The sequence below is a fragment of the Paenibacillus lycopersici genome (assembly GCF_010119935.1).
Lineage (GTDB): Bacteria > Bacillota > Bacilli > Paenibacillales > Paenibacillaceae > Paenibacillus_Z > Paenibacillus_Z lycopersici.
Genome location: NZ_CP048209.1, coordinates 4221128 through 4235973, shown reverse-complemented (window position 1 = coordinate 4235973; position 14846 = coordinate 4221128). Strand labels below are relative to the sequence as shown.

General features: G+C 58.3%; 8 protein-coding genes. All 8 read left to right on the top strand.

Going from position 1 to position 14846, the window contains the following annotated elements; translation table 11 throughout:
* Nucleotides 1-9: 9 nt before the first annotated feature.
* The 8 genes from GXP70_RS18685 to GXP70_RS18650 all read left to right on the top strand — a co-directional run bounded on the left by GXP70_RS18685 (nucleotide 10) and on the right by GXP70_RS18650 (nucleotide 14781).
* Complete coding sequence (locus tag GXP70_RS18685; RefSeq protein WP_162358236.1) at nucleotides 10-693, top strand: GerMN domain-containing protein; 684 nt, start codon at nucleotides 10-12, stop codon at nucleotides 691-693.
* Nucleotides 694-707: 14 nt separating this feature from the next.
* Complete coding sequence (locus GXP70_RS18680) at nucleotides 708-3419, top strand: S-layer homology domain-containing protein (RefSeq protein WP_162358235.1); 2712 nt, start codon at nucleotides 708-710, stop codon at nucleotides 3417-3419.
* Nucleotides 3420-3600: 181 nt separating this feature from the next.
* Complete coding sequence (gene nth / locus GXP70_RS18675) at nucleotides 3601-4251, top strand: endonuclease III (protein ID WP_162360550.1); 651 nt, start codon at nucleotides 3601-3603, stop codon at nucleotides 4249-4251.
* A 41-nt stretch (nucleotides 4252-4292) separates the two neighbouring features.
* A complete protein-coding gene (locus GXP70_RS18670) occupies nucleotides 4293-4559 on the top strand; it encodes an NAD/NADP transhydrogenase alpha subunit (RefSeq protein ID WP_162358234.1) in 267 nt (88 codons plus the stop codon).
* A gap of 160 nt (nucleotides 4560-4719) precedes the next feature.
* Nucleotides 4720-8445, top strand: coding sequence for a dynamin family protein (locus tag GXP70_RS18665; protein ID WP_162358233.1), 3726 nt, complete (start codon nucleotides 4720-4722; stop codon nucleotides 8443-8445).
* A 354-nt stretch (nucleotides 8446-8799) separates the two neighbouring features.
* On the top strand, nucleotides 8800-9828 hold the full coding sequence (locus GXP70_RS18660) for an iron-hydroxamate ABC transporter substrate-binding protein (protein ID WP_162358232.1): 1029 nt from the start codon (nucleotides 8800-8802) through the stop codon (nucleotides 9826-9828).
* Nucleotides 9829-11170: 1342 nt separating this feature from the next.
* Complete coding sequence (locus tag GXP70_RS18655; protein WP_162358231.1) at nucleotides 11171-12952, top strand: ABC transporter ATP-binding protein; 1782 nt, start codon at nucleotides 11171-11173, stop codon at nucleotides 12950-12952.
* Nucleotides 12949-14781 carry an ABC transporter ATP-binding protein gene (locus GXP70_RS18650; protein WP_225442470.1) on the top strand — a complete coding sequence of 611 codons (1833 nt, stop codon included), beginning with the start codon at nucleotides 12949-12951 and terminating at the stop codon, nucleotides 14779-14781. The genes GXP70_RS18655 and GXP70_RS18650 overlap by 4 nt, the downstream gene beginning before the upstream one ends.
* The last annotated feature ends 65 nt before the right edge of the window (nucleotides 14782-14846 follow it).

Sequence of the window (14846 nt, the reverse complement as noted above, 5' to 3'; positions counted from 1 at the left end):
AGGATGCCCATGAAACGTCAGTCGACGAAAAGGTTGATGTTGGTTCTGGTTGCGGCTGCTGCGATCGTTTCGCTCAGCGCCTGCGGCAGCAAGGCGCAGCCTCTGCAAAGCAGCGAATCGTCGAACGGTCAGAACGGGGCCGTATCGAATAACGGCGCCGGGAATGACAATGCAGCGGTAAACGAAGGGAGCTCTGACGGCACTTCGGACACGGGGGTTGCCGATCCGGATGCCGTTAACGCCGGAGGAACGGGCGGCCAGGGAACGGATGCCGGCACGGCGGCGCCCGAGGTCAAGAAACAGAAAGAAGAAATATCCGTCTATTATACGGACGATCAAATGATCGATCTTCACGCACAGAAAGCGGAAATCGAGTACGGCGATGCGATCGAGAGGCTGACTGCCGCGTTCAAGGCGCTTCAGAAGGACAGCGACAAAGGCGAAGCATCGCTGTGGAAGAATGTCCAGCTGCTCAGCATCAAGCAGAACGGAGACGCGGTGACGCTAGACGTGCATCTTCCGGACGAAGCAAGGCTGGGCGCGCCCGGGGAACAGCTCGCGATAGCGGCCGTCACCCAAACGTTCTTCCAGTTCAAAGACATTGCGTCGCTGGATATCCTCGTTGACGGCGAAGCCGTAAGCAGCCTTATGGGGCATGAAGACCTGGAGCATCCGATCAAAAAACAATCATAGGGGAGCGAAGCAGTATGCCGCAGCAGAAGAAATGGGCAAAACTGGCCTCATCATTCATGGTATTCTCGTTGCTGACAGGTTTCTCCGCAGTCGGCGCCGCTTCGGTTCACGCGGATACGGCGATCGCGACGACGAAATTCAGCGACGTGCCGGCAGGCCATTGGGCAGAGAAGCATATCGCCAAGCTGGCGAGCCAGGGCATCGTGAAAGGGACGAACGGCGCATTCAAGCCGAGCGATAACATTTCGCAGCAGGAAGCGGTCGCGCTGGCGATCCGGTTCATTGGCAAAGAAAGCGAAGTGAAGACGGACGAAGCGGTCGTATTCCCGGAGAACTTCAACGTCAGCACCTACTTCAAGCCGTATATCGTGCTCGCCTTCCAAACGGGATTGCTCAATCGCGACGAAGAATTCAAGCTTGCCGACGCGACCCCGGATACGCCATGGGGCACGAAGCCGGCATCGCGGGAATGGATCACGAAACTGGTCGTCAAGGCGATCGGCAAGGAGGAAACGGCGAAGCAGCTGGCTTCCTCGGCCAGCTATTTCAAGGACGGCAATCAAATCGGAACCGATTATGCCGGCTATGTGAACGCGGCCGTAGCGCTCAAGCTCGTCAACGGCGTGACGGAGGACAAGTTCGATCCGAAGGGCAGCATTACGCGGGCCGCGATCGCGACGATTCTGAGCCGGGCGGAGAGCGTGTTCCCCGTCGCATACGACGGACAGTCAACGGCGGTATTGACGGGTCAAAGCGCGGGATCGCTCAACCTCTATCAAGACAGCAAAGAGACTTCCGTCAGCGTGGATGCCAATACATACGTGTACCGGTTCGATTCCGACAAGGCGCTGACGCTGGATCAGCTCGTGCCGAACACGAATTTGCTCGTCGTTGCGAGCGGCGGCAAAGCGCTGTATGTCGAGCAATTGGACGACACGCAGCAAGTCGAGAAACTATCGGGCACCGTGGATCGCGTGCTGCCGAACGATAACAAGCTGTGGGTCTGGGTCAACGACGAACCGGTAGCCGTCACCTACACGTCCGCCACTACGATTACGGACGGTTCGGGCAACGCCATTCCGGCATCGAGCCTGACGGCGGACAGCAATGTCGAAATTACGCGCGATACGTACCGCTCGAATCCGGTGACGCTGTCGATCGCCGTGAAATCGGCTCCGGTGAATGCGACGGGCAAAGGCGCGGTCAAAGACATCCAGGCGACCGACCTGACCTTTGAAGACACCGATACGAAGGCAGTAACGAAGTATAACGTTTCGCCGCAAGCGGAGGTCGTCTGGCAAGGGCAGATTTTGGACGGCGGCCTGTCGCAGCTCCGCGTAGGCGATATCGTGACATATGAGGTGAAGAATTCGCTCGTGACGCGGATCACGATCGTTCAAACGTCGTCGAAGGTCATTCGCGGCGAATTCTACTCGGCAAGCTCCGACGGGAATACCATCCAATACGTGAAGAACGCCGGCACGGCCCAACAGGCGCTGGAAGCGAAGTTCGTAACGGATACGGTCGATGTATCGATCGGGGGACTGACGGGGACGACGATCGCCGATCTCGTGAAAGGCGACGTGCTCGACATTACGCTGAACGATAAGGACCAAGTGGCCGCAATCAAGGTCATTAACCGCCAAGTCAACATGCTGACAGGCGCAACGGTCGTCAGCTACGACGACGACTTGAAGGCGCTGACCGTCAAGGATGCCAAGAACAATCTGGTTTCCGTGTATTTGAGCGCCAATACGAAGCTCGATATGAACGGAACGGTTCTCACGCTGAATGCCGTTACTTCCCTCCTGCAGAAAGGGAAGAAGGTTACGCTCGGCTATACCGAGAACAAAGCCGTCATTCTTCAATTCGTCTACAAATACGACGGTACCGTGACGGCTGTCAATGCGAATACCAATTCGATCACGATGCTGCAAAGCAGCGGGACGCCGGTTACCGTACAGCTGGATACGCCGATGCATGTCGACATCGTCGGCAAGCCGTCCGCCGCTCTGTCCGACGTGAAGGCCGGCGACGTGGTAACCGCCCAGCTGAACGCGGCGCAGGACAAAGTATCGCTGCTGCAGGTGCACACGGCGAAACAAATCGAAATCTACTCCGTCGACGCGGCTGGCAAAAAGCTGAAATTGAAGGCGAGCGACGGTACGTTCTACGACTACTCGACTTCGACGCTCGACGTGACGAACGAGAAGGGCGAGAAGGTTTCGATCGATAGTGTCGCTGCGGGACAGACAGGCAACCTGTACTTCACCGGCAGCACGATATCTTCGTTGAAAATGCTGAACGTAGCGGTCGGCAGGCTGACGGCCATATCGACGGACGCGATTTCGGTCGTCGACTATAACGGCAATTCGGTCACGTTCCCGCTCGGAGCGGCATACAGCGTCGTCAAGAACGGAGCGACCGGCAGCTCCGCTTCCGTCCTCGCCGCCGGCGACCGGGTGGAAGTCAAGCTGGATGCGAAGGATCAGCTGGCCATCACCGTGATAAGCGGCGTTGCCAAAAATTTCTGGAAATACGATGCGGCATCCAAAACGCTGTCCGTGAAGCGGATCTCGTTATCGGAAAGCAATACGTATGCGGTAACGGCATCGACGAAAATCACGCAGAACGGATTGCCGCTCAGCATCGGCCAATTGGCGGACGGCGATGCCATCGTGCTTTACATCTATAAGAATGCGCTGGTTGAAATCGTAAAAGCGTAATCGAGTTGAATGCCATTGTCCTGGCTTGCTGCCAGGACAATTTTTATTTCAATTCTGTGAAAAAAGCGGTTCAATTGCCTAGAACCTTAACAGAAGCGGTTGATAAATGTGACAATTTTCGCTATGCTTTGAGACGATGGTTCTATTAGGAGTTGAGTGCGAGTTGAAGGCGAAAGAGAAAATGACCCATGTGCTGGACGTCATCGGCGGCATGTTTCCGGATGCGCATTGCGAGCTCCATCACAGCAACCCTTTCGAGCTCACCATCGCCGTCTTGCTTTCTGCGCAGTGCACCGACGAAACCGTGAATAAAGTCACGCTTCATTTGTTTCAAAAATACCGAACGCCTGCCGATTATTTGGCCGTCCCGCTGGACGAGCTTGAAAATGACATAAAGCGGATCGGACTATATCGCAACAAAGCGTTATTTATCCAGAAGCTGTGCCGCATGCTGATCGACGATTACGGCGGCGACGTCCCGCGCGAGCATGCGGAGCTGACGAAGCTGCCCGGCGTAGGACGCAAGACGGCCAATGTCGTCGTATCCAATGCGTTCGGCGTACCGGCCATCGCGGTCGACACCCATGTCGAGCGCGTATCCAAGCGGCTCGGCTTCGCGAAACCGGACGACAGCGTGCTGGAGGTCGAGCATAAGCTGATGAAGCTCGTTCCCCGGGAATTATGGACGGAGACGCACCATAGGCTGATCTTCTTCGGACGGTATCATTGCAAGGCGCAGAATCCGCAATGTCCCGTTTGCCCGCTGCTCGACATTTGCAAAGAAGGCAAGAAACGTATGAAACCCGCTCCAAACCGAAAAGCTAAGAGCTAGACGCTATTTCCAAACACTTGACGAGAAGGATGATTAAACCAATGAAATGCATTTCCGTGTACACGAAAGACTTTGCCTTGTTTTCCGACATCTACGAGCAAATCATGGACGCGCCGCCGGCGGAAAACGAAGAAATCACGATCGAAGGGGTTACGGTCAGCGGAGCAGGGGACGTGCCTGATCAATATATTGAACGTATGAGGCTGAAGCCGGAGTGCGTCGTCATGAAAGAGAAGGAACGGAACGTCACGATTCTGCAGCACGGGGAAGTATTCGAAATCTGTTTGCCAGCGGTACAATTAGTTTGAGCCAAGCGGCTCAAACTAACTGAACCAATGGCTCGACTTGTTTGAGCCAAGCGGTTCAATGAGTTAAGTCAAGCTGCTCAAACTAATTGAACCATTGGCTCAACTTGTTTGAGCCGGCATTGAAGTACCGATAGACGGGGAGCTACAGGGAGAGAGAAACATGAGCCAGACGATTGAAAAAAATGCACAAGCCATGGAATCCGCGTTGACGGACATGGCTTCCATGATGGCTGCGGCCGGCGACGAAGGGGATGCGCGGCGCTTGCTGGATTTGCGGTCGAAGCTGGATCAAGGCCAGCTGACCGTGGCGTTCTGCGGCCACTTCTCCGCGGGGAAATCGACGCTCGTGAATCGGCTGTGCGGCACCGAACTGCTGCCGTCCAGCCCGATTCCGACGAGCGCGAACGTCGTCAGCATCATGAACGGGGAAGCGAAGGCGACGATCACGAAGCTTGTCTCCGGACAAGAGCAAACGCTGGAAGTTCCGATTCAAGACGTGAATGCTTATTGTAAAGACGGCGAAACGGTCCTGTCCGTTTCCTTGTCATACCCCATCCCCCGGCTTGGCGGCCATACGGTGCTGCTGGACACGCCGGGCATTGATTCCACGGACGACGCGCACCGGATGGCGACCGAATCGGCGCTGCATTTGGCGGACGTCGTTTTTTATGTCATGGACTACAACCATGTCCAGTCGGAGATCAATTTCACCTTCGCGAAGCAGCTGAAGGAATGGGGCAAGCCGCTGTACCTGATCGTGAACCAAATCGACAAGCACCGCGAGAGCGAGCTGTCGTTCGAATCCTATAAACAAAGCGTCGACGAAGCGTTCGGGAACTGGCATTTGGAACCGAGCGGCATCGTCTATTTGTCGTTGCGCGAACCGAATCATCCGCATTCGGAATGGGCGTCGCTGCTGGCCTTGTTCGAATCGCTGGCGGGCATCCGCAGACCGCTTGCCGTCTGCAGCGTGGATGCTTCCGCGCGTCATGTGATCCGCATGCACGGCAAGGCGATGGACGATGCGACAGAGGAGGAACGCGAGCGGCTGCTCGCGCAGGCCGGCGGAGAAGGCGAGGCGGAGCGGGTGCGGGAAGAGATCGCATCCTTGGAAAGCCGGCTTCGCGCGAGCGAAGCCGAAGTCGAGGGGCTGCGGACGCGGCTGCGCCTCGACGTGCAGAGCCTGCTCGACAACGCCAACATTACGCCGGCGGCGACGCGCGATCTGGCGCAGACGTTTCTGGAGAGCCGCAAGCCGGGCTTCAAGGCGGGCCTGCTGTTCGCGGGCGCGAAGACGGCTGCCGAACAGGAACGGCGGCTGCAGGCGTTCTACCACGATCTGCATGCCAAAGTGCAGGCGGGCATCGAATGGCATTTGCTTGACCTGCTGCGCAAGGCGGCCGACGGGATCGGCTGGCGCGGCGATACGCTGGAAGCGGAGCTGTCGCCGTTCGTCAACGGCTTGTGGGACGCGGATCTGCTCGTCGCGCAAGTGAATACGGGCGCTTCGTTCGGCAATGCCTACACGATGACGTACAGCAAGGAAACCGCCGAAGCGATCAAGGGGCTGTACCGCAAGCGCGCGCTGGCCTGGATCGACGCGCTTGGCGACCGTGCCGCCGCGGCCGGCGAAGCTGCCGCCGCGCCGCTGCGCGCGCGGCTTGCCGAGCTTGCGGCGCAAGCCGGCGCGCTCGCGGCGCTGGCCGCGCTGGCGGAGCGCGCGGCCGCGCACTTGGCGCGGCTGGCGGCGCTGCTGCCGCCCGCGCCGCCGCGCCCTGCGCTGCCGAAGCCGCAGGCGCTCGGCAGCGGGGCGCGCAGCGCCCCTGGCGCTTCGCCGGCGGCGGCTAGCGCCGGCGAAGGCGCGGCCGCGGCGGCAGCGCCCGCGGCCGGCGGCGGCGCAAGCGCAAGCGCAGCCGCGCCGCCAAGCGGGGGCGCCGCCGGCGCGCCGGCGCCCGAGGCGCCGTTGGCGCCGGGAGCGGCGGCGGCGATCCCCGCCGCCGCGGAAGCGCTCGGGCCGCAGCGCCAGGCGGCCGAGCGGCTGAGCAAAGCCGCGGACCTGCTGGCGCCGCATCCGTCGCTGGCCGCGGCCGTGCACGGCATGCGCGACAAGGCGGAGCGTCTGCGCAGCAGCCGGTTCACGATCGCGCTGTTCGGCGCGTTCAGCGCGGGCAAATCGTCGCTCGCCAACGCGCTGCTCGGCGACGCGGTGCTGCCGGTATCGCCGAATCCGACGACCGCGGCGGTCAACCGGATCGTTCCGCCGACGGCGGAGCGGCCGCACGGCACGGCCGCCGTCTGGATGAAATCGCGCGAAGCGATGCTGGATGATTTGCGCTACTCGCTCGGCTTGCTGGGCGAGAACGCCGCGCAGTTAAACGACGCCGCGCTGCTGCAGGCCATTCACAAGCTGTCGCCGGACGGCGTGCATGCCGGCGGGCGGCCGCATTACAGCTTCCTGAAGGCGGCAGCCAAAGGCTGGGCGGAGCATGAAGCCCATCTCGGCCAACAGCTCGCGGTCAGCGGCGACGAGTACCGCCGTTATGTCGCGGAAGAATCGCGCTCCTGCTTCGTCAGCGAAATCGAGCTGTATCACGCCAATCCCCTCACCGCGCAAGGCATCGTTCTCGTCGATACGCCGGGAGCCGATTCCGTCAACGCGCGGCATACGGGCGTGGCGTTCAATTACATCAAGAACGCGGACGCGATCCTGTTCGTGACCTATTATAATCACGCCTTCTCGCAGGCCGACCGCCAGTTCCTGATGCAGCTCGGCCGCGTGAAGGATCAGTTCGAGCTGGACAAAATGTTCTTCATCGTCAATGCGGCCGACCTTGCGGCCAGTCAAGAGGAGCTGGAAGGCGTGCTCGCGCATGTGGAGCGCAACCTCCAGCAGCACGGCATCCGCTTCCCGCGGATGTTCCCGGTATCGAGCTTGCGGGCGCTGGACGGCAAACGCTCCGGAAGCAGCCGCTTGGTCGCCGAATCGGGCATCGGCGCTTTCGAAGAGGCTTTCCTCGGGTTTACGCGCGATGACCTTGGCAAGCTGGCCGTTGCATCGGCCGAGCAAGAGCTGGAACGCGCCGGCCGTACGATCGCCAACTGGCTGGAGGCGGCGTCCGGCGACGAGCAATCGCGGCAGCGCGCCCGCGAGTCGCTGCAGTCGAGCGCGGAGCAGGCGCGCAAGCTTGCCGACGCGCTTGCCGTGCCGAAGGAGCACGCGCAGCTGCAGCAGGAGCTGAAAGAGCTGCTCTTCTACGTCCTGCAGCGGGTTAATTTCCGCTTCGGCGACCATTATCATTTCGCCTTCAATCCGTCCGTGCTGCAGGATGACGGAAGGGATTTGAAGAAAGCGATGTGGACGTCCTGGCTGGAGCTGCAGCGGCTGCTGCAAATCGAACTGGCGCAAGAGCTGGAGGCAACGTCGCTGCGTCTCGATAACGCGCTGAACAAGCTGGCGGCGAAACAGTACGCGGACACTGCGGAGGAAGCGGCCGGCTTGCTGGACGGCTTCGCGCCGTCCGGTTACAAGCCGATGGAGCTCCCGACGCCGGAGGAACAACCGGCTTGGGCGGCGCCCGGCATCGACGTCAAGCTGCTGTGGAGCAAATTCAAATCGCCGAAGCATTTCTTCGAAGGCGAAGGCAAGACCGCCTTGCGCGAGAGCTTGGAGAAGGAGCTTGCTGCCCCGCTTCAAGCATGGATGGGCGATGCCGAAGAGGCGTGGAGCATCCGTTACGGCGAGCTGATGCATCAGGCATCCGCGGCGAGCGCCGCTCGGCTCGCTGCCGATATCGATTCGTTTGCCGCAGGCAAGCTGGCTTCGTTGACCGGCAATACGGACATGAACGAGCTGCGCCGGATTCAGCAGGCACTGATGGCGATTTAGTCAGGTCGATGCGCGGCCGTACGAAGGATGAAGGCTGATGAACAAGCTTATCCGCGAAAACCAATTCGCGCGATAAGCTTGTTTGTTTTTTTGCTATTTGTTATTGTTGATGCTTTTAGATTAAGCTACCATATCGGATTCTCTTCTGTTCATGTTTATTAGATGCTTTGCGTACAAGCTTCCGTGTGCGAAATCGAGTTTGCAATCCTGCGAGCATGCATAAGCGCCGCGAATTGCGAAGGACCGGCGTTTTTATCGTTGACAGGGAATGGGGGGGTGTATTAAAGTAAGTAATTGTTGATATTGATAATCATTATCATACTATCGAAGACAAGAGTAGAAGGAGATTGGGTCATGAAGAAAATGCTTTTCCTCCCGTTCATGCTGCTCATGCTGCTTGCGGTCAGCGCCTGCGGGAACAACAACAATGCCAACACGGCGAACAATGCGGCAACCGGCAATTCGGCTAATGCTGCGAATAACGGAACCAATGCATCCGGCGACGCAGCCGGCGCGTCTGCCCAAGATACGGACGCGTCCGGCAACGCGCAAGCCGATAACGCCGCTGCGGCAACGGGAACCATTACCTATCAGTCCGAGACCGGACCGGTCGAAGTACCGGCTGCTCCGAAGCGCATCATCGCGCTGACGAACGCGCCGAACGTTCTCTCGTTGGACGGCACGATCGTCGGGGTGGACGAATGGACGAACAAGAACCCGCTGTTCACCGAGAAACTGAAGGGCGTGGAGGTCGTATCGGACGAGAGCCTGGAGAAGATCATCGAATTGAACCCGGATCTGATCATTGCCGGTTCGTACAACAAGAATCTCGACAAGCTGAAGGAGATCGCGCCGACGATCGTGTATACCTGGGGCAAGCTGGACTATCTGAACCAGCAGATCGAAATCGGCAAGCTGCTGAACAAAGAGAAGGAAGCGCAGGCGTGGGTCGACGACTTTAAGCAGCGCGCCGCGGAAGCGGGCAAGGAAATCAAGGCGAAAATCGGCGAGAACGCAACGGTATCGGTCATGGAGACGGATGCGAAGGCGTTCTACGTGTTCGGCGACAACTGGGCGCGCGGCACGGAGCTGATCTACCAGGCGATGGGCCTGAAGATGCCCGAGAAAGTCAAAGCCGACGCGCTCGGCCCTGGCTACTACACGCTGTCGTCCGAGCAGGTCGGCACGTATGCAGGCGATTACCTCGTGCTGAGCCGCAGCGCAACCGGCGATAATTCGTTCATGAAGACGGCGGCGTGGAAGAACATTCCGGCCGTCAAGAACGGCCATGTCATCGAGATCGACACGGAAGCGTCTTCGTACAGCGATCCGACGACGCTGGAATACTTACTGGACATTTTCAAGAAAGGTTTTCTGAAATAAACCATTATCTGCGAGCGGCGGGGCGATCCCGCCGCTTGTTTGCCTCTGAATGTCGCATCCCGCGCGCCGAGCGATACTCTGGCAGCGCCATTTGCTCGCTCTACTCGCCGCTCTACCTGCCTCAGCTCCGAAATCATGCCGGGGAGGCAGAATTCCTGCCTACTTCACTTGCCGCAGCTCAGAAATCCTGCCCAAAGGCAGGATTTCAAGCCCGAAACGGTCTGCCTCCGGTGAAATCCTCTACGGTGGGTAAAGTTGCCCGAATGACAACATTACCCGCATTTTTGCCGGTCTGCGGCGATTAAAGTTGTCCGAATGACAACATTATCGGCATCTTTGCCGGTAAGTGGCGGGTAAAGTTGCCTGAATGACAACTTGTCGGCATTGTTGCTATTCTGCAGCAGGTGTGTGAGGCTCTTTGCAAGTCTACTGTGGCGAAATCCTGCCCATAGGCAGGATTTCAAGTCCGAATCGCTCTACCCCCGGCGAAATCCTGCCCATAGGCAGGATTTCAGGCCCGAATCGCTCTACTCCCGGCGAAATCCTGCCCATAGGCAGGAATTCAAGCCCGAACCGCCCTGTCCCAGCCAAATCCTGCCCATAGGCAGGAATTCAAGCCCGAATCGCTCTACCCCCCCAGCCCAATCCTGCCCATAGGCAGGAATTCAAGCCCGAACCGGCCTGTCCCCGGCGAAATCCTGCCCTCAGGCAGGAATTCAGGCCCGAAACGCTCTGCCCCTCAGCAAAATCCTGTCCGCAGGTCAGGAATGAATAAAGTTGCCCGAATAGCAGCTTTTCGACTTTTACGCTGTTCTGCGGCAGTTGGGTGAGATTCTTTGCAAGGTTACCGGGATTTACATCCATACCAACCGCCCCTGCCCCGAAGTCCTGCCCCAAGGGGGAATCCCCTTTAGAAGGCAGCCGTTGTCCTCCATCGGATTGTCTGCCGTATGTCGACGAGCAAGCACGCGTAGCGACGGCTTTTCCCGCCGATTTTCCATGAAAAATAAATCATGCAAAAACAGCGGCAAAAGTGCAAAAACGGAGGAAAATGGCCTTATTTGCCTGATTTGAGACGATATCGAAGAATACCCCCTTACTTTTGAGCAGGATGGAAGAGGAAGCGAATATTGTCAACTATATGACGCAGCACTCTGTTTGCCGTACCGGACTCATGCTGTTAATATTCAGTCATATCTAGAAGAAGCAGCCGTTCCGAACGATTCTGGCGCGGTTCGCGGCTTCCCGATAGGCCTTACGGCGCGGATTGGCTTTAAGCGCATTCATGCTTGGAGGCAGGCTCAAAAGCAGTTCAAAACAGCACAGGGAGAGTGTTACCCAATTGGATGTCTTCAGGCAGCTAAAACCGTATTACTGGGTCGAACGTAGAAATTTATTCGCTTCGGTCTTCTTCATGATGTGCGCAACCGCGCTCGGACTCGTGTATCCGAACTTACTTCGCGTCCTTATCGATGATGTCATCGTTCCTAAAAAATTCACCTGGGTGCCAGCGCTGTCGCTCGCCGTTGTCGGCGTCGTTTTCGTCAAAGGCAGCATGGGCTTCCTGTCCGGCTTATTCGGCGGCCGGCTCGGCAACCGGGTCGCCTTCCGCCTGCGGAACGCCTGCTACGACAAGCTGCAAACCTTGTCCAATCAATACTACGACACGGCCAAGACCGGCGACTTGATGTCCCGCCTGACGGCCGATCTCGAAGCGGTGCGGAACTTTATCGGCTTCGGGTTCACGCAGCTGCTGAACATGTTTTTGATGGTTATTTTCGGAGCGATCATGATGTTCTCGATTCATTGGCAGCTTACGCTGATCACGCTGTGCACGATGCCGTTCCTGGCTTTCACCGCTATGCGGTTCGAGAAGCGCATCCACCCGGCCTTCCGGGAAATGCGGCAGGCGATGAGCAACCTGACGACGGCGGTGCAAGAGAACATTACCGGCGTCCGGACGGTCAAAGCGTTCGCGCGGGAATCGTTCGAGATGGATAAGTTCTCGAAGCGCAGCGAGTCGTACAAGAACAATCAGATCGGCGCATCGAGCCTGTGGGGCCGCTACTTCCCGATCATGGAACTGCTCGGCAGCCTCAGCGTCGTTATTCTGGTCGTGTCCGGCGGCACGCTCGTTATCCACGGTTCCATCACGCTCGGGCAGATGGTCGCCTTCTACAGCATGCTGTGGTACATCATCGGTCCGATGTGGAGCGTCGGGTTCCAGATCAACAACTACACGCAAACGAAAGCTTCCGGCGAACGGCTGGTCGGCTTGCTGAACGAATACGTGCACGTGAAAGACAACGAGAACCCGTTCGTGCTGGACGACAGCAAAGTCCGGGGCCATGTGGAATTCCATAACGTCACGTTCAACTACGCGGATAAAACGGCCGCGCTGACGAACATCAATATCGATGCCAAGCCGGGCATGGTCATCGGCCTGCTCGGGCCGACAGGATCCGGCAAATCGACGATCGTCCAGCTGCTGATGCGCGCGTACAACGTCAAGACCGGCGACATTACCCTCGACGGGATCGATATCCGCGATCTGTCGCTCGACAGCCTGCGCAAGCAGATCTCGCTCGTGTTCCAGGAGACGTTCCTGTTCTCCTGCTCGATCCGCGACAATATCGCCTACGGCATCGAGCACGTAACGATGGAGCAAATCGTTCAGGCCGCCAAGCTGGCCAAGGCGCATGATTTCATCATGGAGCTGCCGGAAGGCTATGACACGGTCGTCGGCGAGCGCGGCATGGGGCTCTCGGGCGGTCAGAAGCAGCGGATCGCGATCGCGAGGGCGCTGATCAAGAATCCGCGGATTCTCATTCTCGACGATGCGACAAGCGCGGTCGATATGGAAACCGAGCATGAAATTCAAGCAGGCTTCAAGGAAGTTATGGCGGGCCGCACGACGTTCGTCATCGCCCACCGGATTTCGTCCCTCCGCCACGCCGACGAAATTCTCGTGCTGGAGGATGGCCATATCGTGCAGCGCGGAACGCATGATCAACTGATTCAGGTTCCGGGAAGATACCGGGACACGTACGATATACAATACGCCGACCGTCCGATGACCGCCGACGAAATCATTGCCAAAGTTGAAAGAGGGGTCGTACAGTGAGCCAGCAGGAAACGAAGCAGCCCCGCGCCGCTAACGAACGTTTTATATACAAGGATGACGATGCGATCGAGAAGCCCTTTAACTGGGCGCAGGTGAGCCGTCTATTCACCTACATGAAGCCTTACCGCAAGAAGCTGGTGCCGGTCATCCTGATCCCGATGCTGCTCGGCACGCTGACGCGGCTCGCGATTCCCGCCTTGTTCATCAAGGCGATCGACGATGCGATCAATCCGAAGGCCGGCGATCCGAGCCTCTCGAAGCTTTACATGTACGGCGCAATGATGCTGGCCCTGTATATTATTCAATGGGCGGCCAACACGTACCGGATTAAATACACGAATATCATCGGCCAGCAGGTCATCTACGATCTTCGTCACGATTTGTTCCGTCATATCCAGAAGCTGTCGTTCCGGTTCTTCGACAAGCGGCCTGCCGGATCCGTTCTCGTACGGGTGACGAACGACGTCAACGCCCTGCAGGATCTGTTCACGAACGGCGTTGTCAACTTGATGATGGATATGGTGCAGCTGGTCGGGATCGTCATTATTTTGCTCTTCTGGAACTTCCAGCTCGGCATTGCGATCATGGTTACCGTTCCGCTCATGTTCGTCGTGTCCACGGCGCTGCGCAGACGGATCCGCTTCGCCTGGCAGGACGTGCGGATGAAGCAGTCCCGCATCAACGCGCATTTGAACGAAAGCATCCAGGGGATGCGCGTAACCCAGTCGTATACGCAGGAGAAAGCGAACTTCAGCTTCTTCCAGGGCATTAACCAGACGAACATCAAAGCGTGGAACAAGGCATCGGCGCTGAACCAGGCGTTCGGACCGATCATCGAGATCACCTCCGCCATCGGCACGCTCATCCTGTTCTGGTTCGGCTCCCATCTGATCATGACCGGCGCGATCACGGTCGGCGTGCTCGTCGGCTTCGCCAACTATGTCGGCAACTTCTGGGATCCGATCAACCGGCTGGGGCAAATGTACGCGCAGCTGCTGATCGCAATGGCTTCCTCCGAGCGGATCTTCGAATTCATCGACGAGGAGCCGACGGTCGGCGAACTGACGGAAGCCCGCGATCTGCCGCGGATTTTCGGCGACGTCCACTTCGAGAACATCGTCTTCGAATACGAGAAGGGACGTCCGGCGCTTAAAGGCATCGACCTGCACGTCAAAGCGGGCGAGACGATTGCGCTCGTCGGCCATACCGGCTCCGGCAAGAGTACGATCATGAACCTGCTCTGCCGGTTCTACGATCCGGTAGAAGGCGCGGTGAAGGTAGACGGCATCGATATTCGGAACGTCAGTCTGGAAAGTCTCCGTTCGCAGGTCGGCGTCGTGCTGCAGGATACGTTTATTTTCTCGGGCACGATTCGCGATAACATTCGTTTCGGGCGTCTGGACGCGACCGACGACGAAATCGTCAAGGCTGCGACAGCGGTTGACGCGCATGATTTCATCATGAATTTACCGGACGGGTACGATACGCAGGTTCAGGAGCGCGGCAACATTTTGTCGATGGGTCAGCGCCAGCTGCTGTCCTTCGCGCGCGCGCTGCTGGCCGATCCTCGCGTCCTGATCCTCGACGAGGCGACGGCGAGCATCGATACCGAGACCGAGCTGAAGATCCAGGAAGCGCTCAAGACACTGCTTAAAGGCCGGACGTCGTTCATCGTCGCGCACCGGCTGTCGACCATCCGCAACGCGGACCGGATCGTCGTGCTGGATCACGGTCAAATCGTCGAGCAGGGCAACCACGAAGAGCTCATCCGCCACAAGGGCACGTACAACGGATTGATCGAAGCGCAGTACCGCTTTTTGTCGGCCTAATTCTTGCTTTTTCGGGACGGAACCTCCACAATGGAAGGAAATACGCGTGTCTGCACGCGGCGTTG